At 54.3% G+C, this 21,320-nt stretch carries 15 protein-coding genes; 12 read left to right on the top strand and 3 right to left on the bottom strand.

Annotated features, from left to right (window positions below):
- Window positions 1-22 precede the first annotated feature (22 nt).
- Window positions 23-163, bottom strand: coding sequence for a hypothetical protein (locus ACR3ZL_RS25565; protein WP_473650275.1), 141 nt, complete (start codon window positions 161-163; stop codon window positions 23-25).
- On the opposite strand from ACR3ZL_RS25565, the gene ACR3ZL_RS25560 reads away from it, so the two are divergent.
- The 7 genes from ACR3ZL_RS25560 to ACR3ZL_RS25530 all read left to right on the top strand — a co-directional run bounded on the left by ACR3ZL_RS25560 (window position 162) and on the right by ACR3ZL_RS25530 (window position 8,504).
- On the top strand, window positions 162-959 hold the full coding sequence (locus ACR3ZL_RS25560) for a hypothetical protein (protein WP_473650276.1): 798 nt from the start codon (window positions 162-164) through the stop codon (window positions 957-959). The two genes, ACR3ZL_RS25565 and ACR3ZL_RS25560, sit on opposite strands and share 2 nt — an antisense overlap.
- Window positions 960-1,093: 134 nt before the next feature.
- Window positions 1,094-2,254, top strand: coding sequence for a transposase (locus tag ACR3ZL_RS25555; RefSeq protein ID WP_473650277.1), 1,161 nt, complete (start codon window positions 1,094-1,096; stop codon window positions 2,252-2,254).
- A gap of 334 nt (window positions 2,255-2,588) precedes the next feature.
- Window positions 2,589-4,640, top strand: a complete 2,052-nt coding sequence (flhA, locus tag ACR3ZL_RS25550; RefSeq protein ID WP_473653453.1) for a flagellar biosynthesis protein FlhA — start codon at window positions 2,589-2,591, stop codon at window positions 4,638-4,640.
- The gene (locus ACR3ZL_RS25545; RefSeq protein ID WP_473650278.1) at window positions 4,640-5,809 is read left to right on the top strand and encodes a flagellar biosynthesis protein FlhF; all 1,170 of its coding nucleotides are present in this window, start codon (window positions 4,640-4,642) and stop codon (window positions 5,807-5,809) included. Before flhA ends, ACR3ZL_RS25545 begins: the two co-directional genes overlap by 1 nt.
- Window positions 5,810-5,991: 182 nt before the next feature.
- A complete protein-coding gene (locus ACR3ZL_RS25540) occupies window positions 5,992-6,279 on the top strand; it encodes a hypothetical protein (RefSeq protein WP_473650279.1) in 288 nt (95 codons plus the stop codon).
- A 67-nt stretch (window positions 6,280-6,346) separates the two neighbouring features.
- Window positions 6,347-7,144, top strand: a complete 798-nt coding sequence (locus ACR3ZL_RS25535; protein WP_473650280.1) for a FliA/WhiG family RNA polymerase sigma factor — start codon at window positions 6,347-6,349, stop codon at window positions 7,142-7,144.
- 166 nt (window positions 7,145-7,310) lie between these two features.
- Window positions 7,311-8,504 (top strand): glycosyltransferase family 4 protein, encoded by a 1,194-nt coding sequence (locus ACR3ZL_RS25530; protein WP_473650281.1) that lies wholly within the window; start codon window positions 7,311-7,313, stop codon window positions 8,502-8,504.
- On the opposite strand, the gene ACR3ZL_RS25525 is transcribed toward ACR3ZL_RS25530, so the two are convergent.
- On the bottom strand, window positions 8,501-9,232 hold the full coding sequence (locus tag ACR3ZL_RS25525) for an NAD-dependent deacylase (protein ID WP_473650282.1): 732 nt from the start codon (window positions 9,230-9,232) through the stop codon (window positions 8,501-8,503). The genes ACR3ZL_RS25530 and ACR3ZL_RS25525 overlap by 4 nt on opposite strands.
- Before the next feature lie 322 nt (window positions 9,233-9,554).
- Here ACR3ZL_RS25525 and fdhA point away from each other — a divergent pair, with 322 nt between their 5' ends.
- Window positions 9,555-10,745 carry a formaldehyde dehydrogenase, glutathione-independent gene (gene fdhA, locus ACR3ZL_RS25520; RefSeq protein WP_473650283.1) on the top strand — a complete coding sequence of 397 codons (1,191 nt, stop codon included), beginning with the start codon at window positions 9,555-9,557 and terminating at the stop codon, window positions 10,743-10,745.
- A gap of 109 nt (window positions 10,746-10,854) precedes the next feature.
- Here the strand turns inward: fdhA and ACR3ZL_RS25515 are convergent, their stop codons facing one another.
- A complete protein-coding gene (locus ACR3ZL_RS25515; RefSeq protein WP_473650284.1) occupies window positions 10,855-12,630 on the bottom strand; it encodes an alkaline phosphatase in 1,776 nt (591 codons plus the stop codon).
- Between the two features lie 516 nt (window positions 12,631-13,146).
- On the opposite strand from ACR3ZL_RS25515, the gene ACR3ZL_RS25510 reads away from it, so the two are divergent.
- The 4 genes from ACR3ZL_RS25510 (at window position 13,147) to ACR3ZL_RS25495 (ending at window position 21,313) form a co-directional block, all read left to right on the top strand.
- Entirely contained in the window at window positions 13,147-14,223 is a 1,077-nt protein-coding gene (locus ACR3ZL_RS25510) for a ThuA domain-containing protein (protein WP_473650285.1), read from the top strand.
- Between the two features lie 91 nt (window positions 14,224-14,314).
- Complete coding sequence (locus ACR3ZL_RS25505) at window positions 14,315-15,703, top strand: Gfo/Idh/MocA family protein (RefSeq protein ID WP_473650286.1); 1,389 nt, start codon at window positions 14,315-14,317, stop codon at window positions 15,701-15,703.
- 416 nt (window positions 15,704-16,119) lie between these two features.
- On the top strand, window positions 16,120-17,577 hold the full coding sequence (locus ACR3ZL_RS25500) for a DUF1501 domain-containing protein (protein WP_473650287.1): 1,458 nt from the start codon (window positions 16,120-16,122) through the stop codon (window positions 17,575-17,577).
- Between the two features lie 73 nt (window positions 17,578-17,650).
- On the top strand, window positions 17,651-21,313 hold the full coding sequence (locus tag ACR3ZL_RS25495) for a DUF1553 domain-containing protein (RefSeq protein ID WP_486173068.1): 3,663 nt from the start codon (window positions 17,651-17,653) through the stop codon (window positions 21,311-21,313).
- Window positions 21,314-21,320: the final 7 nt, after the last annotated feature.

The following is a 21,320-nucleotide window of genomic DNA, read 5'->3' as shown; positions in this document are numbered from 1 at the left end:
CCTCGTTGATCTTTGATGAATTCTAGTTGAAGAGTGTTTGCATGTCCCACGTCACACAGCTTACCCTTGCGGTCTTGGTATCAAAGCGATCTGTTTTCTCGATGAACGATTCACTCATGACTTGCATCCAACCGACTTTTCGAACCGTTTGCTTCGTCAGCATGGCATTGCTCTCAAGCCTTAGCCTTGCGGATTCGCTTGTCGCACAAGACGCCCATTCAGCACCTTCGGAATCTGCATTCACTGCAGAACCGTTTCAAGTGACCTGTGAAGGAACCTATCCCCATCACCTGCAAGGCGTTTGTATGGACGGGGCGTCGATCTACTGGTCGTTCACCACCACGTTGGTCAAAACGGACCGCGACGGCAAAGTATTGAAGAAGATCCCTGTCGCGAACCATCACGGCGATCTGTGCTTCCGCGACGGCAAGATCTACGTTGCCGTTAACCTTGGGAAATTCAACGATCTCAACGGCAATGCGGACTCATGGGTTTACGTCTACGATGCGGAATCGCTCGACGAAATTGCCCGGCAAGAGACCCAAGAGGTCTTTCACGGGGCAGGCGGGATCGGACACCGCGATGGCCATTTCTACGTCGTCGGCGGACTGCCTGATTCACTCGACGAAAACTATGTGTACGAATACGACGGCCAGTTTCAGTTCGTGAAGAAGCACGTGATCGCGAGCGGCCACACTCACTTGGGGATCCAAACGGCAACCTTCGCTCATGGTCGCTGGTGGTTTGGCTGCTATGGATCGCCGTCGATCACATTAGTGACCGACGCCGACTTTCGGATGAAAGGCCGACACGAGCTCAACTGTTCACTCGGCATTGAAGGGCTCGTGGATGGACGATTGCTGGTCGCCAGCGGCCGCTGCGACAAAGAAACGGGCTGCAGTGGGAAGCTCCAATCGGCGCTCCCACGCGAAACGAAGGGCTTTCAGATCCAGGAGTAATTCAGCGGTCAATTCATGAAAAAACGATCCGCACGGAGCTACCAATCTGATTGGTGCCACCCACCTAATTCTTGACCGCGAGGTCTGAATTGCTAAGGTGGTTGTGACTGCCCAGTTCACTTTGGAGAGTTTCCATGCCTCGGCCGAAACGTGAAGAACAGTTTGGAAGTAGCGAGATTTGCATCGTTCATGCGGTGCAGAGGTGCGTGCGACGAGCGTTTTTAGCTGGCGTTGATGCACAAACTGGCAAGGATTACTCGTTTCGAAAAGAGTGGATCCGTCGACGGATGGAAGCTCTTGCCTCCGTCTTCGGGATCGACGTGCTTTCGTACGCTGTCATGAGCAATCACCTGCACGTGATCCTGCGCAATCGCCCTGATGTGGTGGCGAATTGGAGTGATGCTGAGGTCGCGATTCGCTGGCTGCGAGTGTTTCCAGGACGCCGAATGGAAGAACACCTGGCCGAACCGACGGAACATGAAGTCAAAGTCCTGGCGAGCAACGCAGAGCGAATTGCTGAGATTCGGCTGCGAATGTCGGACATTTCATGGTTCATGCGGTCGTTGGCTGAGCCGATTTCTCGTTTGGCCAACAAGCAAGACGAATGCACGGGGCGTTTTTGGGAGGGGCGGTTTAAGGCTCAGCGAATCGTGGATGAGGCCGGATTGCTCGCGTGCAGTATGTACGTTGATTTGAACCCAGTTCGAGCGGCGATGACGGCGGATCCAGCGACTTCTCCGCATACTTCCGCCTTCGATCGCATTCAGGGAAGCCAAGGAAAACGCATTGATTCCGCAGCGTTCGACTTAAAGCCGGTTCCGACCGAGGAAGCGGCTAAGAAGATCCGCGAAACGCCTGTTGAAGAACTTCGCGCGCAGCGGAAAGCAAAGAAACGCAACCCAACGGGCAAGCGAATTCGTCGCGATGCGTGGTTGGCTCCGTTGACGCTATCGACAGACAAACTGTCCAGTGATGCGGAAGTCAATCGCGACGGATTGCGAGCAAGCAACAAGGGTTTTCTGCATGTGTCGATTCGCGATTATCTCAGGTTGTTGCGTTGGACAGCGAAGCAGAGCGTTGATGGAATCGCGGCGAAGGTCCCTGACTCGCTGGCTGGCACACTGACGTCGATCGGAATCGACGCATCGATGTGGCGAGACCTGGTGTGGCATTGGCAGAAGTATTTCGGCAAATCGATCTGTGTTGGTTCACCGGAATCGATGCGTCAGGATGCCCAGCGATGTGGCAAACACCATCACCAAGGCCAAGCCTCTGCATCTGCCTGCTTCATGTAGCCTGAATTTTACTTCGCCACTGCCTACGACATTTGACGTGCTACCGGTCTGCGCGGACGCTCATCTTTGTTCTCAGAAACACGGAAAACATCACGAAAGGCTAATTGAGGGAAGCGTACGCGGATCAGCGGGATCCCAAACACGACCTCATGGGTGATGGATGGCACCAAGTCTCTTTCGGTTTCTTTGTCTGAGTCGCTTTTGCTCAATTTGCTGTCAAAAAGCCGCGTTGCGCAGGCTTGGGAACGATCTAGCTCTGGGCCAGGGATTCCTGCTATCGTCGAACTTGAATGTTTTTTGAGATTTTTGCGAAGGATCGCACATGCACCTGTTAATGCGCTATCGAGACCTGGTGTTGCCGTTGGGCATCATTGGGTGCCTGGTGGTCATTCTGGTGCCGTTGCCGCCTTTCCTGATGGACTTGTTGCTGGCGACCAATATCACCGTTGGTGTGATCGTGCTGTTGACGACGGTTTACGTCACAACGCCACTTGAATTCAGCATTTTTCCGTCACTGTTGTTGGCTACTACGCTCGCGCGTCTCGTGTTGAATGTGGCGACGACAAGACTGATTTTAACCAGTACAGAATCCGGTGATAGCGCTGCGGTAGGGGGCGTGATTCAGGGTTTTGGCGAGTTTGTCGCTGGGGACCGGATCGAAATCGGGATCATCATCTTTGTCATCATTGTGTTGATTCAGTTCATCGTGATCACCAAGGGTGCCACTCGGATTAGTGAAGTGGCGGCTCGGTTTGCGTTGGACGGGATGCCTGGTAAGCAGATGGCAATCGATGCCGACTTGAATGCCGGCATCATCGATGAAAAAGAAGCTCAGACCCGCCGGGATGACATCGCCAACCAAGCCGACTTTTACGGGGCGATGGACGGTGCCAGTAAGTTCGTTCGCGGTGACGCGATCGCTGGCATTGTGATCACGATCGTGAACGTGGCCGGTGGTCTGTATATCGGTGTGATGCGATATGGGATGACCGTCAGCGAAGCCGCTGAACTGTTCACGAAATTGACGATTGGCGATGGCTTGGTCAGCCAGGTGCCTGCACTATTGATCTCGCTTGCTGCCGGTTTGTTGGTGACGCGGAGTGCTCGTAAGGCAAACCTGCCGGAGCAGTTCATGCAGCAACTGTTCAGCAATCCAAAAGCGTTGGCAGTCGCCGGTGCCTTTTTGTCGTTGCTGATCATGACCAACCTGCCGACAATCCCCATGGCGACGCTCGGGGCAGGGTGTCTCGGTTTGGCGGTCGTTTTGAAGCGGACCAAGGCTCAAGATGTCCAAGATCAACAAGATGCTGACGACGCACAGGCTGCCGCTGCGGCCGCGCCTGCAGACAAACGCGTTGAAGATTATCTAACCGTCGACCCCATGGAACTCGCCATCGGTTTGGGGCTGCTGTCGTTAGCCGATCCGGCTCGCGGTGGCGATTTGATGCAGCGAATCACAGGGGTTCGCAATTCCATGGCGGGTGATATCGGCATTGTTTTGCCAAAAGTTCGTATCCGCGATGATATGGCTTTGGCGGATAACCAATACGAGATCCGGATCGCTGGAAATCCGTTGGCAACCGAGCGTGTGTTACCGGATCGCTTGTTGGCGATCGACAGTGGGCACACTACCGGCGTGATCGAAGGCGAGGCGACTCGTGATCCGACCTTTGGCGAACCTGCGGTTTGGATTGATCCCATTCGGCGTGAGCAAGCTGCGATCTATGGTTACACAACCGTTGAGCCAGGAGCCGTCTTGGCAACACACTTGCAAGAGTTGGCAAGGCGTCATGCCGATGAGCTGCTGACTCGTGATGCAACGAAGCACTTGGTCGATGAACTGAAAGAAGCGGCACCCGCGGTCGTGGACGAGTTGATCCCAGGCCTGATGAAAATCAGTGAGGTTCAGCAGGTCTTGCAGATGCTACTTCGCGAAGATGTGCCTATCCGTCAATTGGCGATTATCTTGGAAACGCTTGGTGACCATGCTGGCAAGACGAAAGATCCTGTGTTCCTAAGCGAGTATGTCCGTCACCGGTTGGCGCGTACGATCAGCACGCGTTATCGCGATGAATACGGGCAACTGCACGTGGTCGCGTTGGATCCCGCGATGGAAGACCGAATCGCGGCCGGTATCGAACATACCGAGCGTGGACTTTTTGTTCGAATGAGCCCACAAGCAGTGGACTCGACTTGCGAGAAAATCAGCGGCGGTGTTAAGAAACTAATCACGCTTGGCCATCATCCGGTGGTTCTGGTGAGTCCACGGATTCGTCCGGGACTTCGCCAGATTTTGAACTCCTCGATGCCTCGCGTGAGAGTGTTGTCGTACAACGAGATTACACAAGATACGAAAATCCAGTCCCACGGCGTAGTGAGTGATTGATGTCCATACGAACATTTAAAGCAGCCAACCTGCAAGCCGCGCTAGCTGATATTCGGGACCAAATGGGGCCCGAAGCCTCGGTGCTGCATACCCGGCAAGTCCGCGATGGTTGGTTTGGCTGGTTAGGTCGAACCAAAGTCGAAGTGGTCGCTGGATTGCGCCCGCAAGGCGAAGGGACCGGTGTCGCCGATGGGCCTCTGGAGGAGTCAAACTCACAGCCTCGTGATGTCCGATCGCTTCAGAATTCCATGGCGTATTCTGAAACCGCCAGTGACTACCGACTGAATACGTTGCGTCCTCATCCGCAACCGGATCCGTTGACAATCGATCCGCTGGTTACGCCGCTGCGACAAGCGGGCGTTGATGAGCCCGTCATTCGTCGCTGGTTGGCATCCGCGTCGAGCTTCGCGGCTAACCTTCGCGATGACGATGACCAATACATGGAGTCGGATCAGCGACTCGAGCATCTACAGCGAGCCGTTGCTCGCGAACTGAACTTATGCGGTCCCATCCGGACTCAGCCCGGTGAACGGCACGTTGTGGCACTGGTTGGGCCTACAGGTGTGGGCAAGACGACTACGGTCGCGAAGCTGGCCGCAGGTTTCCGCATCGAAGCCCGGCGACGAGTTGGCTTGCTTACAATTGATACCTATCGAATCGCGGCGGTCCAGCAGCTAAAGGCTTACGCCGAGATCATGGATTTGCCCATGGAGGTCGTCGAGAAGCCGGAGCAGATGCAAGCTGCACTGCAGTCTCTGGGCGACGTTGACTTGGTCTTGATCGACACGGCGGGACGGAGTCCGCGCAGCGACGCCCGGATCGATCAGCTAACAGAATTCCTGCGTGCCGCTCGTCCCGACGAGACACACCTTGTTCTCAGTGCGACCAGCTCCAGCGACAACATTCGTGCCACCTTGCAAGGATTCCAGCCGGTCGGGCCGACCGCGGTGATCCTGACCAAGCTTGACGAGACACCACACACCGCCGGAGCACTTGCGGCTCTTACGGCAAACGAGCGCCATCTTGCGATGCCGCTCAGCTACGTGACGAACGGGCAACAGGTTCCCGACGACATCGCTGTCGCAGACGCACCTCACTTAGTAGGTGCGCTGTTGCCAATGATGCCGACGGCAATCCAGTCTGTTTCGGCGTTTGGGGAAGCTGCTTAAATAAGCTTTTTTCGCTAAAGAACCTACGCTCGGGGAACCGATCACTAGAACTGACGCGGAACGCAAGGAACCAGACTCACTTGAGTTTATTTTTTGTAAGTCCGTTTAACAAATTTGGGAAACAAGATATATCAGAATTCGATGAAAATGCTGAATCGAATTTTGATCTCTGGAGTTGACTCTTGATACGAACGCTGGCTATTTCAATTGGATCGCTTGCGATGGGACTGGTTGTCCTTCGCGGTGTGATCCGAGGCGAATTGGCGGCGAACGTTGCTGAAGAAGCGATCATTGTTTTGGTCGTCTTCTCTGGCGTGGGAGCCCTCGCTGGAGCGATTGCGGATTACTTGATCCGGGATACAGTCGAAAGCTTGTATCGCAAACGAGTGCAGTGGTATCGAGACGGGGTTGCTGAATTGATGGATTCATCAAAGGCAGCGTCGGAAGATACCAATACGAAGCCGTTATGAACCGAGGCACGGTAGCCCAAGTTCTTAACATTTGCTTCAGCCAACTTAAATCATCATGGAGGATTCAATGCCCGCCGCCGCCAACGTCGACGAAGAAATTATCAAAGTCTGGGATTCCTTCAAGGCGATCACCAAGGATCATCCTGACTACGAAGGTCTACGCAATCAACTCGTCGAGCGTTTCATGCCTTTGGTTCGCTATAACGGCGAACGTATCTGGCAACGTCTTCCTGACGGCGTCGAGCTGGACGACCTGATCAGTGCTGGTATCTTCGGATTGATGGATGCCATTGACGCTTACGACCGCGATCGCGGCGTGAAGTTCGAAACCTATTGTGTGCCACGTATCCGGGGTGCGATGCTCGACGAGCTTCGTACGATGGACTGGGTGCCTCGATTGGTTCGCAGCAAAGCTAGCAAGCTCGGTGTTGCCACCAAGACTTTGGAAGCTCGATTTGGCCGTGCTCCGACCGTGCAAGAGCTTTCTGTGCACATGGAAATCGAAGTCAAAGAAGTCGAAAAGATGCAAACCGAAGCGAATGCCGTTGGCGTCGTTTCACTGAACAAGAAATGGTACGAAACGGACAGCTACAAAGACGTCCGCGAAATCGATATTCTGGAAGACAAGAAGGGCGAAGATCCGACTCTTCGCGTCCAGAAAACCGATTTGATGCGATTGGTTACCAAGGGACTTAACCGCAACGAACGACTCATCATCATCCTCTATTATTACGAAGAGTTGACGATGAAAGAGATCGGTGCCACGCTCGATCTATCCGAGTCGCGAGTGAGCCAGATGCACACATCGATCGTTAATCGATTGCAACAACAACTCGGCGTCCGTCGCCTTGAGTTCGGAGCTTAGTCGCTCGCGTTGTTGCTTGAAATTCGCTAAAACCTCATTGCTGTAGTGGACAATGAGGTTTTTGCATGTCGGGGCGGTCGGTGGCTGGCTCGCGGAATCACTTCTAAACAATGCTCCTCGGACGAGTCCACTTGTTTCGATTACCTCTTCGGCTTGTGAATGTCTGATGCGTGTTGCCCATGTGATCACCCGAATGATCATTGGAGGTGCGCAAGAAAATACGCTCTTCAATTGCCAAGATCTGGTTGCGGATCACGGTGACGAGGTGCTCCTGGTTTGCGGGCCGGAAACGGGGCCCGAAGGAGATCTCTTGGGGCGGGGCAGGGCAGGGCAGTCGGAACGGTCGTCTTTTGAAATCGACGGTGTCCAAGTCCGAATTGTCGATTCGCTCCGGCGGGCCATTCATCTCTCGCATGATTGGCGTGCCGCTGGCGAACTGAAAAAGGTACTGCGTGATTTTCAGCCTGATGTGGTTCATACGCATAGTGCCAAAGGCGGATTGTTAGGCCGGTATGTCGGATGGGGACTGAAGGTTCCCGCTGTCATCCATACCGTTCACGGTGCTCCGTTCCACGACTATCAATCTTCCTTGGCGAGAAAGTTTTTCGTTGAGTGTGAAAAGTGGGCGGCCAAGCGGTGCCACCATTTAATTTCGGTCGCCGACGCCATGACGGATTTGATGGTCGATGCCGGAGTGGCCCAGCGAAGCAAGTTCACGACAATCAGCAGTGGTATGGATGTCGATCCGTTCTTGAACGCAAGACAGCATCGGCAGCGGGTCAGAGTGAAGTACGGCATCACCGACGAACATGTTGTCGTGGGTAAGATCGCGAGGCTGTTTCATCTGAAAGGGCATGCGGATCTGGTTGCATCGGCTCGTAAGGTTGCAGATCAATATCCCAATGTTCGTTTTCTATTGGTCGGTGATGGCATCCTGCGTAATGCATTGACGAAGCAGATTGCAGAAGCGGGTTTGACCGAACAGTTTATCTTCACTGGGCTGGTGCCACCGACGCAGGTGCCCGAGATGATTGGTGCGATGGACCTTTTGGTTCACACGTCGTATCGCGAAGGCTTAGCACGCGCGTTACCACAAGCGTTGATTTCCGGCATTCCCGCGATCAGTTATGACATTGATGGTGCACGCGAAGTGGTGATCAACGATGAAACGGGGTATCTCGTGCGGCCCGGCGACATCGAAGGCCTGGCCGGACGAATTGGTCAATTAGTCGGCGACGCAAAGCAACGTGAGCGGCAGGGCAGGGCAGGGCAGTCCCGGTTTACCGAACAGTTTCGCCATCAAACGATGACGAACAGCATCCGGAAGCTTTATCAAGACGTGCTCGAGCAATCTCGTTAAGACGCGAGAATCTCTCGTTTGATTTGATCTAATAGCTCGACCACTTTGATGCTGGCGGGGCCACAGATCGTTTCGTCGAATGCTGGCGAAGCAGAGGTTGCATCGAGGTTGATCTCGATACGACGGCAGGCGTGCGGCGTGGATGCCACGATACCTGCGGCGGGATAGACCAAGCCGGATGTTCCAATCGCGATGAAGAGATCAGCTTTGGATGCGGCTTCGGATATCTGATTCAGTCCAATTGGCATTTCGCCGAACCACACCACGTGCGGTCTTAAATAACCTTGACGCGCAACATCGTCGGGATGCTCAGGGTGTGGTGTTTCGGTCGAAAGGTCTCCTGTCCACGGAAAGGTTTGCAGGGACTCGACGCACTGGGCCTTCAGTAATTCACCATGCATGTGCAGCACGTTTTGGCTGCCCGCTCGTTCATGCAGGTCGTCGATGTTTTGAGTCACCAATAGGAAATCAATGTCACCATCGTCGGCACACACTTGTTCAAATTCAGCCAGTGCGACATGGGCAGCGTTGGGCTGAATGTCGGGTTCCTGAAGTCGGCGTCTGCGTTCGTTGTAGAACCGATGCACTAAAACGGGATCGCGTGCGAATGCTTGCGGAGTGGCAACGTCTTCGAAATCATGCCCCTCCCAAAGACCGTTGGCATCCCGAAAAGTCGGGATGCCCGATTCAGCAGAAACGCCTGCGCCTGTCAGAATCAAAATATTCATGTTGCTGATTTCTTGGTTGGAATAGCGATGCAATCAGTCACTGTATTCATACTTGATCGCGACGATTTTGACTTGCCTATTGATAGCAGAACGGCGGTGTCGCGACTCAGTTTTTCCCTCTTGGCACTGCCGCCGATTGATTTCGAAGAACTCCAATGATGGGATTGCCGCGGCACTGAGCGGTGGGCTATGGATACGCGGGCCGCACAACAACGGGATGTCACATCGCGTTACATTGTCGGTAGGGGGTTGGCGGGCTCCTTGGGGTTCTGCCTTCATGTTCCCGTTTTTACGGTTTGGATGTGCGTATTGGAGATAGATGATGGCAGAGAATCGTGGTGTTGCTTACGTCAAGCCAGGTGTGGTCGAAGTTCAAAACATTGACTTCCCCAAGCTTTCACTGGGAAAACGAAAGTGTGAACATGGTGTGATTCTGAAGATTATTTCCACCAACATTTGCGGAAGCGATCAGCACATGGTCCGCGGTCGAACCACTGCGCCGGAAGGTTTGGTGTTAGGTCACGAGATCACCGGTGAAGTGATTGAAACGGGAAGTGACGTCGAGTTCATGCAGGTCGGCGATATCGTTTCGGTGCCATTTAACATCGCTTGTGGTCGATGTCGAAACTGTAATGAACAACAGACTGGAATCTGCTTGAACGTGAACCCGGCGCGTCCTGGTGCAGCGTTTGGCTATGTCGACATGGGCGGTTGGATTGGTGGCCAGGCCGAGTACGTGATGGTTCCCTATGCCGACTTTAACCTTTTAAAATTCCCCGATCGTGACCAAGCGATGGAAAAAGTCCGGGACCTGACCCTATTATCGGATATCTTCCCGACTGGTTTTCATGGTGCGGTAACCGCCGGGGTGGCACCGGGGACGATCGTCTATGTTGCCGGTGCGGGACCGGTTGGTTTGGCGTGTGCCGCATCGTGCCACTTGTTAGGGGCGGCACTCGTGATCGTGGGCGATATGATCCCAGAACGGCTTGCTCAAGCTCGCAGTTTTGGCTGCGAAACCATTGATTTACGTAAAGATGCCACCCTGGCTGAGCAGATCGAACAAATCGTCGGGATCCCCGAAGTGGATGCTGCGATCGATTGCGTGGGTTTTGAAGCCCGAGGCCATGGCTCCAATGCGGGCACTGAGCAGCCAGCCACCGTTTTAAATTCGATCATGCAGGTTACTCGCGCCGGCGGGAAATTGGGGATCCCCGGGCTGTATGTGACCGGCGATCCAGGAGCGGTCGATGAGAACGCTAAAACGGGGATGCTGGGAATTCGCATTGGCCTCGGTTGGGCCAAGTCGCACCAATTTTCAACCGGTCAGTGTCCGGTCATGAAGTACAACCGCCAGTTGATGAACTGCATCCTGTATGACCGAATCCAGATTGCGAAAGCAACCAATGTGTCGGTCATTTCGCTGGATGAAGCACCACAAGGTTACAGTGATTTTGATGGCGGAGCAGCTCGCAAGTACGTGATTGACCCGCACGGCATGATTCCCGCATAGCCGATCGAGCGATTTTGTTGACGCCGTTGGCTGAATCCGCCAATGGCGTCAACGGTCACGCTTGGCCTTGTAAAACGCTGCCTTTTCGTAATCCCTAGCGATTAAATCGTTAGGGCTGAACCAGCGACCGGATCGCCTCGGATTGCTTGGCGGCGTCGGCGATCGCTTGTGGTTCGGTGAGGTGAAAGTAGTGACCGTGGTCGCTGGTCATTAGAACCACGGTATCGTCCCAAGCGTCGTTGCTTTCGACCCAGTCAACGACAGCCTGGAAAGCAGCTTCGCCACTGAGCACGGCACCGATGCTGTTGTCGATGTTGTTGGCGTGGTTGGCCCAGTCCACATCGCCGCATTCAATCATCAACCAAAATGGTGCCAGAGCATCCTGCGGGCTGCCGTTGGATTTGGGGCGAGAAAGGACCTTGAGTGCCGATGTTGCCATTTCGGCTAGGCAGGGGTTTTCGAGTTGGTCCGCTTCGGTGTATCGCTCGGTTCCTTTGACGTCGAAAGTAGGGCGATGGTTGCCATCAGCGGTTTGAAAGGGCAGGTGTCCGCCGCGAGTTCCGAAGTAACCCAGCAGACGACGGTCCGTTTCGATAGCAGTTTGAGTTGCATCGGTTAGGACATCGTTGCCATGACGTCCTGGGGTTCGTTCGGCGACGAGGTACTTGCCACTTTTCTTCACTTGGTCGAGATCTGTTTCGTGCAGGTATTTGTTGCCCGGCATGAAGTTGTCGCCTTGGGTCGCGTCCTTGCCCACCCCTTCACCCCAGCCGCCGCCTAGTAGGACATCGAGTCCGGGTAAGGGATTCTTGCGATGTGAGGACGAAGGCAGGCCAAGCAGATCGCGTGCGATGTCCTGGTAGTCTTTTCGCGTGACGTTATTGGCGTAAGCTGCGCCGGGGGTGGCGTGACTGACCGGGACGCTGGTAACAACGCCGACGCGGAAGCCTTGTGCTTGTAGGTCGTGCGAGATAGGCGTCGCATACGAACCGTCGAAGTTGACATTGATTGATCCGTTGAAAGTCTTGATGCCAGCCAGCAGCGAAGATGCCGACGACGCCGAGTCGGTGACGGTGTGGGGTTGTTCTCGGTCGCGGCCAATGGGGTATTGGCTTTGTGAAGCCTCATGCCAGGGCATCGGTCCGGCACGTCGGCGATCAAAGCCGCCCGTTACTTTTTCTTTGACATCGAGCACTGTCTGGGAATTCACGTCGTACTTAGCGCCGCTGGATCTCGGAGCGGTGACCAAAAACGCGAAGTCGGTGGTAACCCCTCGATAATCTTGAAAGGCGAGTCCTTGACCGCGACCGCTGTCGTAGAGGTCGGCTTGGTTGCGATATATCGCGGCATTTCGGGTGGATTGCCAGTCCGTGCCATCAAAGATCATCGTGATGATGTGCTTTTTGCCATCGCGAACGGCGCGTTTTTGTAATTCGTAGAAATCCACTTGGTCGTGGTAATTGGCCTGTGGGTTGAGCGTGTCCTTTGGGACCGATCCAAAGCGTTTGGAAAGACGATCCGGGTCGGCATACATGCTTCCCGGTTCTCGCAGCGAGTTCAGCGTCATGCCGAACGTGTACAACGGCACGACGCGGTTACTGTGGTTGGTCCAGGTGCTGTACTTGCTGGCGACGTGCCCCCAATATCCCCAGGAAGCCGTTTGGTTCTTCATTGCGTCAGATTGCATCTCTCGCAATGGGTCATCTGGCGAGTCGGGATCGGTGGCGAGGTTGTCTTTGACCGCCTCAATGACTTTGCTCACCGTGTTGGGCAGGACAACGTTCTTTTCCGCAACTGCGTTTGCATCCTGGGCTGTCGAGGTATCAATCAGACTGACCGTAAGTGCGAATAGCCAAAACGGCGTGAACAAGCGGATAGATGGCATGTCGGGGCAATCGGGGTGAATTGGTGGGGCTTAGGCAGGAGTTTTGGCGGTCTGTTTCGCCAGCAAAGCGTGATTGAGCGGATGGATCCCTAGGCGGTCCAGTGTTCCGTCGGCAACCATCACGAGATGCGTATCTTAGTCTGATTGTGGTTTCCAAATCCAGGAAGTTGATAACTCCGCTTTCAGCCGTTGTTGACTTGCACCAGAGACGTTTGATGCCAGCGTGGTGAAATGTTGGGCGGGCCGGGATGCAAAGCGGTAGGAAAGCTAAATCGTCGCAGGAATTAGCGGATTTGGGCCTTCGTGAGAGCACGTTGCTATTAGCCGTTTTCAGTCGGTAACGAACTCCAATTAGCAAATTCCGGTGCATTTGCGAGGCTGTTTTGAGGCAGGGCGGCAGTATGAATACCGTTGCGGCTCCGTAACGGGGCTTGCTGGCTTTTGTAGCTCGTCGGCCAAATTCTCCCGCTAGTTGGTGGGGTGCTGTGAACGACCCTTCGCAAAGGTTTTTGATTTGTGACGCTTTCGGATAACTCTCGATATCGCTGCAGTGCCGGTTTGCTGGCTGCATGTTTTGCCTTGGTAGGCATGTTTTGCCTGACGGTCGGGGTGCGTGCGGATAGTCCTGGACAAGATCGGTTGCGTCAATTTGGTGAAAAGCGTGGGCGGGCACCCAGCAATTGGCCTCGCTTCGAATGGCCGGAAAAACGCGAGGTGTTGTTCGGCCACTATGGGCCGACTGAAAATGAGAAACGCTTCATCACTGAAGCGACTCCGCAAAACGCTTTTGCCGAGTCAGTTCACCCACGCAAGGTGCTCGTTTTCTATCGCTGCCAGTACCCCCATGCTTCCATTGCGACGGCGAACTTCGCATATCAGCAAATCGCGGAAACGAGCGGTGCTTTTGAGGTCACGTTTAGCGACGACCCGATGGATATCAATCTCGATTACCTGCAACAGTTCGATGCGTTGTTGTTGAACAACACAACTGATTTTGATCGGACGGTTGGTGAATCCGGACAGCAAGCCATCTTGGATTTCGTCCGAAGTGGTAGGGGGCTAGTCGGTGTTCATGCGGCCGCCGATAGCTGCAAAGGTTGGCCTGAGGGAGCCCGAATGATCAATGGGATTTTTCAATGTCATCCTTGGAAGCCGCAGGGCACATGGGCGTTCAAGCTAAGTTCACCCGAGCATCCCATCAATCAAGCGATTGGCGGAAAGGGCTTTTGGTTTCGCGACGAAATCTATGCTTACCGAGACGGTACCCATGATGAGACACAGTCTCGTGAGCTGATCTCGCTGGACTTGGATCAACCGGAAAACCACAACGCTCCTGAGTTGCATCAAGAACAGCTATCAATGACCAATGCGATTCCATTGCGTCCTGTCGCATGGATTCATCGTTTCGGAAAAGGTCGCGTGTTCTATTCGAATTTAGGCCATAACAACACGACGTATTGGTCGCCGCTTGCGTTGAAACACTACCTGGCTGGAATTCAGTATGCGGTAGGTGACTTGAAGGTGGACGACACCGCGACCAGCCAACTTGGAATTGTCGATACGGCACAAGCTCCGCCAAGGTCGACGCAATAACCCACGACGCAATAAACAATCGGTGGGCGTTTCGATCGGTCGGCATACGCTGATCCGCCTATGCCACTCCCTATCAATCATTGGATTATGCATGACAACACACTTCACCCGTTCTCGCCGTCGCTTTCTGGGACAGACCACCGCCCTGGCAACCGCTACGATGCTCTCGCCGCTTTCGTCAACAGCGACGGCGTTGGCAGTTTCGGCAAACGACCGGCCTGCACTTGGGTTAATTGGTGCGGGGCGTATGGGCCACAATCACATGCGTTTTGCCAAAGGCATGTGTGATTTGGTGGCGGTGTGTGATGTGGATTCGAATCACCGTCAAAAGGCAATCGAAAAGATCTTTGATGGTGATGCAAAGAATGCGAAGGGCTTCGTTGACTACCGAAAGGTGCTCGACGTGGATGAAGTCGATGTCGTGTACATCGCGACGCCGGACCATTGGCATACCAAGATTTTGATCGAAGCAATGCGTGCGGGTAAGGATGTGTACTGCGAAAAGCCTTTGACGCTAACGATTGATGAAGGCAAGCAAGTCCGCCAAGTGGAAAAGGAAACCGGCCGCATTGTTCAGGTCGGTACGATGCAGCGAAGTTATTTGAGCCTGTTCGTGAAAGCGGTCGCGATGGCGGGTGACGGTCGGTTGGGCCGGATCACGCGGGCGACTGCAGCAATTGGTGGCGGAGGAGGTTCCGGCCCCATTCCCCAGCACGACGTTCCGCAGTGGTTGGATTGGAATCAATGGCTTGGCCCGGCCCCCGAGGCTCCGTTCCGCTGGACGCCTGATTCGAAGCTGGGGCCTGATGACTGGGGAATTGGAAGGACCAACTGCCATCAAACGTTTCGGTCTTGGCTGGACTATTCCGGTGGCAGCATGACCGATTGGGGAGCCCACCACGTTGACATCTCGATGTGGGCATTGCGGCAAGCCGGGCAGTCCGACACGGTTGTGTCCGTTGGCGGCGAGGCAACGTTTCCGGTCCCGTATAAGGACGGATATCCGACACGGAATGATCAGTACCACACCGCGTCGTCGTTTTCGATGACCGCAACGATGAGCGATGGAACTGAACTCGTCATCAATAGCGGTGGCCGCAACGGTGTTCTGTTGGAGGGAACGAAGGGACGTATCTTTGTCAGTCGCGGTGATTTGACAGGGAAACCTGTCGAAGACCTAGCAAGTGATCCACTTCCCGAAGACGCAATTGCCAAAACCTACAAAGGCTTACCGACGCCTTACAGTGAGCACAAGAATCACTGGGCAAACTTCTTCCATTGCACTCGAGAACGCATTGAACCAATCTCCGATGTGACTAGTCATCTTCGAGCGATTGACCTGTGCCACCTCGCGAACATCAGTGCTCGTTTTGGTCGGCCAATGCAATGGGATGCCGTGAAGGAAGAGATCGTTAACGATGATCAAGCAAACGCGTTGTTGTCGCGTGAGTACCGTAAAGGTTTTGAAATCGAAGGTTAGCGTTGTCTCTGTCTGAATGCGATTTTAGTCCACGCTAATCCTCCATTTTGTGTGGACAAGGTTGGGCTAACTCGGTCATGGCAAACTAACGCATTTCCAATAGCGGAAGCGGCAATGATTCGTTTTGACTTAAGTTGTGCAAAAAAGACTTGTTGCCTCGCCCACTACGGTTGGACCGAAAGATTGTTGGAGCTGAAAGCCTTGTCCTAGTCAGAAGAGAGCAGGGTAGGGCACCTGTAATCAGATAGCTCGTTGCGGGCTTCCGCGGTTCGATAGTTTGTGTTGCTCAAGATTTACCATGAGACTTCAAGATCCTTTGTTAAAATGAATTATGGCATCGCGTCGTCCAGGGAAGACATTTCTTTCCTCGATGCAATTGCTTCCTCCCTCAATCTCGCCACCGAATGCTTCCCGCCATGAATCACACGTCACCTGAGTTGGATCGTCTACGTACCGATTGGGCACGTCGGACGTTCTTGTCGAAATCGTTTGCGGGCATCGGTAGTTTCGCGCTGGCGTCTTTACTAGGCGGGAAGTCGGCACTCGCCGCCGATCAAGCTTCACAAGGCAGTGATCATCCCTGGCCAGCTTTGCCTGGGATCCCACATTTCGCACCCAAGGCGAAACGCATCGTTCATTTGTGCATGGCGGGTGGCCCCTCGCATGTCGAATCGCTTGATCCGAAACCCGAGCTCGATCGGCTCGATGGTCAAGCTTTCCCCGAGTCGTTTACGGCCGGACAACAGCTCGCGCAGTTGCAAGGGGCTAAGTTAATCGCCCGTAAGTCGTTCACGAAGTTCAGGAAGTGGGGTGAGTCCGGGATCGAGATGTCGGACATGTTCCCGTTGACCGGAGCTCATGCTGACGATCTGTGCGTGATTCGCAGCATGACGACAGAGCAAATTAATCACGATACCGCTCACGCGTTCATGAATACGGGGTCAATCATCAAGGGGCGTCCGTGCATGGGATCGTGGATGCTTTACGGATTAGGTGCGGAAACCGAAAACCTGCCTGGCTATGTTGTCATGACCTCGTCTGGTCCCGGTGCCCAGCCGGTATCGGCACGGCAATGGAGCGCTGGCATCCTGCCTAGTAAGTTCCAGGGCGTCGCATTCCAGTCGTCAGGGGCCCCGGTGCATTACATTGGTAATCCCGACGGTGTCTGTCAGTCGACTCAGCGTCAGGTTATTGACGAAGTTCAGCGGCTTAACGGGATGCTGGCTGGCGAAGTCATTGATCCGGAAATCGCAACCCGGATCGCTCAGTATGAAATGGCGTTCAAAATGCAATCGGCGGTCCCGGAACTGGCCGATATGAGCAGTGAAACCAAGGAAACGTTGGCGGACTATGGTGTCAAAAGACCAGGCGATGGTTCCTATGCATCGAACTGTTTGTTAGCACGCCGTCTGCTGGAACGAGGTGTTCGTTTCGTCCAGTTGTATCATCGCGGTTGGGACCACCACAGCAATTTGGTGAACGGTTTCACACAATCGGCGAAGGACACCGATCGTCCAACGGCAGCGTTGTTGAAGGACCTGAAGGATCGCGGCTTGCTCGAAGACACCTTGGTGCTTTGGGGAGGTGAGTTCGGTCGTACCCCAATGGCGCAGGGGACCGGACGTGATCACCACATCAATGCATTTAGTGTGTGGATGGCGGGCGGTGGCGTCAAAGGCGGGATGACCTACGGCAGTTCAGACGAACTTGGTTACGCCGCAGTCGAAAACGAGGTGCCGGTTCGTTCGCTGCACGCGACGATGCTGCACCTGTTCGGAGTCGATCATGAAAAGCTGACGGCCCGTTTTCAAGGACTGGATTTGAAATTGACGGGTGTCGAACCGGCACGCGTGCTGAAAGAAATCATGACTTAAGCGTATCGAAGCGTGTGTCGCCGATCGGTTTTTTCATCTTGCCCGTAATTGCTCTCACTTATTCTTTCATCATATGTACCGCACCTTATTGCTTTTCGCGTTCGTCTGGTTGCTCGTCGGGAGTGTTGCGACGTTCGCTGACGATCCATCTGAACAGCAACTGGTTACCAGATCGCTTCGGGAAACATTGCCAGCAAAAGTAACGTTCAACGCACACATTCGGCCAATCATGTCGAACACGTGCTTTGCGTGTCATGGGCCTGATGAAGAAGACAACGAAAGTGCGTTCCGGCTTGACTCGTTTGAATCGGCTACCGGTCCACTGGATTCTGATGACGAAGTACGCGGGATCGTACCGGGTGATTTAGATGCGTCAGAGGTCTATCACCGGATCATGGGAACTAGCGACGGCGAGCAAATGCCACCGGAGCACTTTCGGCATCAATTGTCAGATTACGAAAAGGCATTGTTCGTTAGATGGATCGAACAGGGTGCGGAATACGAGCAACATTGGGCGTATTCGCCTCTGACAAGACCGGCTCTTCCTGTGTTGCAGCGATACGCCGCCGAGGTTGAAAATGACATTGATGCGTTCATTCTGTCGCGTCTGGAGACCGCATCGATCGAGCCTTCGCCGCTCGCTGACAAAGCGACGTTGCTACGTCGGTTGAGTCTGGACCTGACCGGTGTGCCGCCAACACCAGATGAGCTGCAGGCATTCTTGTCGGATTCTTCGGACGGAGCCTATCAACGCCAAGTCGACCGCTTGTTGGCGTCGCCGCATTTTGGCGAGCGAATGGCCAGTTCGTGGCTCGATATCGTGCGGTTCGCCGATACGGTCGGCTTCCACGGTGACCAAAATATGCGGATCTTCGCCTACCGCGACTATGTCATTAACGCGTTCAATGAGAACAAGCCGTTTGACGAGTTCACGATGCAACAACTTGCGGGCGATCTTAAGCCGAATCCGACGACGGAGGATTTGGTCGCAACCGGGTTGCTACGACTGAACATGATCACGCGGGAAGGCGGTGCTCAGCCGGGCGAATATTTGGCTAAGTACAAAGCGGACCGCGTGCGGATGATGGGAACCGCATGGTTGGGCTCCACGCTCGCTTGTTGTGAATGCCACAATCACAAATACGATCCGTTTAGCGCCAAAGATTTCTATTCGATGGGGGCATTCTTCGATGACCTTCAACAGTGGGGCGTCTATTCCGACTACGGCTACTCTCCCAATAAAGACCTTCGAGGTTTCAATAATGACTACCCATTTCCTCCGGAGATGCGTGTTGAGTCCGCTTCGTTGCGGAAGGAGATGGAGTCGCTGATCCGGCAACGTGATGACGCTTTGTTGGCTTCGCTGGGCCGGTCCAATTTGGATTCAGAAGCGTTTCAGAACTGGCAGGCAACACTGAGGTCAACGCTCGCGAAACATCCTGATGGATGGGTTCCGGCGGAAGTGACACAGCACACCACTTCGGCGGACACATCGCACGAGCTTCTCGATGACGGCAGTGTTTTGCTGACAGGCAAGCCGGCAAAAGACGAGACCATTTCGATCACCGCTCGCCCGCAAACGCCGACCACAATCAATTCAGTCCGAGTGGAGGTGCTGCCCGACGATCGCAACGGCGGAAACATTGGGCGGGGCGAAGACGGACGATTCGCGCTGAGCCTTTCAGCTCATTTGACAGAGGCGACAGGCAAGGGGCCGGAACTGCGTGTCAATCGCCCTCGTTTCGTTCGGATTGAATTAAGTGGGAAGCAGATTTTATCGCTTGCCGAAGTGCAGGTGTTTTCAAAGCAGAAAGACGAGCAAGGCAATCCTATCAATTTGGCTTTGCAGGGGACCGCAACCCAGTCATCAAACTACTCGTCCGGTGAGGCGTCGCTGGCGATCGACGGGAACACTGATGGAATGTATCGCCGATCGGAATCGGTAACGCATACCAGTATTAGTGGCTACAACCCTTGGTGGGAGGTGGATCTTGGTAGCGAACAGTCTGTCGAATCGATTGTGATTTGGAATCGTACCGACGAAAACTACGGCGATCGCTTGAAGGGATTTCGATTGGTCTTGCTTGACGAAGATCGCAATCGGCTGCAACAGGAAACCCCGGCGACTCCGAAACCGTCGGTTAGTGTCGCAATCGTTGATGAGGTCTTGGTTGAACCAGAGACGAGTCTGAAGATCGCTTGGGGCGAAGCTGACCGAGAAAACCCAGCACGATTCAGCAATGGGCATCCGCCTCGCACGTTAGGAGAAGTTTGGCGTAGTGGTCCGGCGCGATGGCAATTACCGGCGACCGAAAACCAGCTTGTGCATACCGCCGTCTACCATTTTGATCGCCCAATCCAATTGGAACCGAACCAACAGTTGGTGGTTCGGCTGAAGAGCGAGGATGTCGGTCGTGTTCGGTTGTCCTTCTCACCCATTGGGAATGCAATTGCCGGTTGGGATGCTGCTTCAGATGACCTAACGCAATCGTTGCAAAAGAACACTTCCGAGCGTAATGATCGTGACCTCGCGACTTTGGTCAGTTCGTATCATCTTTCGACTCGGCCCGTTGGTGCTCAACGAACTGAAGCAAAGCGATATCGCGACAAGCTTCTGGATTGTCATTCTGCGATGGCGGTCACATTGGTGGCTCAATCGATTCCCGAAGACAAAATTCTGGTCAGCCGTGTTCTGCCCCGAGGCAACTGGCAGGATGAGACTGGGGAATTGGCACCGCCAGCATTCCCCCATTTCTTGCCAGCGGGAGACGTTGAGAGCGGACGCCGATTGAACCGGACCGATTTGGCTAAGTGGCTCACTTCGGCAGAAAACCCGCTTGTACCGCGGCACTTCGTAAACCGAACCTGGAAGCAATTTTTCGGTACGGGCTTGTCGAGCAAGTTAGATGACTTGGGGAGCCAAGGTGAATGGCCAAGTCATCCATTGTTACTGGACCGGTTGGCTAGTGAATTCGTGATTAGTGGTTGGGACATCAAGCACATCGCGCGAATGATGGTGACCAGTCGCACGTATCGCCAAGCCGTTACCGGACGTAGCGAACTGGTTGAAGTGGATCCGTACAATCGCTTGCTGGCACAGGCATCACCGCGTCGTCTGGAGGCGGAAGCGATTCGCGACAACGCGTTGGCGATCGCGGGAATCTTGAATCAGGAATATATCGGCGGACCGAGCGTGTTCCCTTACCAGCCTGGCGGGCATTACTCGAACCTGCAATTCCCCAGTCGTGGATACGGAGCATCTAGCGATGCCCGTCAGTATCGGCGGGGCGTGTACATGCATTGGCAAAGAACGTTCTTACACCCGATGTTGGTCAACTTCGACGCTCCGTCACGAGACGAGTGCACGGCGGACCGATCGCCTTCGAATAGTCCACAACAAGCGTTGACGTTGCTCAACGATCCGACGTTCGTGGAAGCCTCGCACGCGATGGCTAAAACGTTGCTGGAGGAGAACGAGGGTGCTGAGTTCGAAACAATCTTGGACGCCGCGTTCGTGCGGGCTTTATCACGCAGTGCGAAACCAGAGGAGGCTGAATCGTTGCGAGCGTTGCTGGATCGTCAGATCGAGTACTTCGGTGAACACCCTGGTGATGTCGCCAAGTTCATCCGCGTCGGCAACACGCCAAGTTCTTCATCCGAACCGGCTAAACTCGCCGCATGGTCCCAAGTTTGCCGAGTGATTTTGAACCTGCACGAGACGATTACGCGGTACTAGTTCGTTT

Source organism: Rhodopirellula sp. J20-39 (genome assembly GCF_057365095.1).
This window is presented reverse-complemented; position numbering and strand designations above follow the sequence as displayed.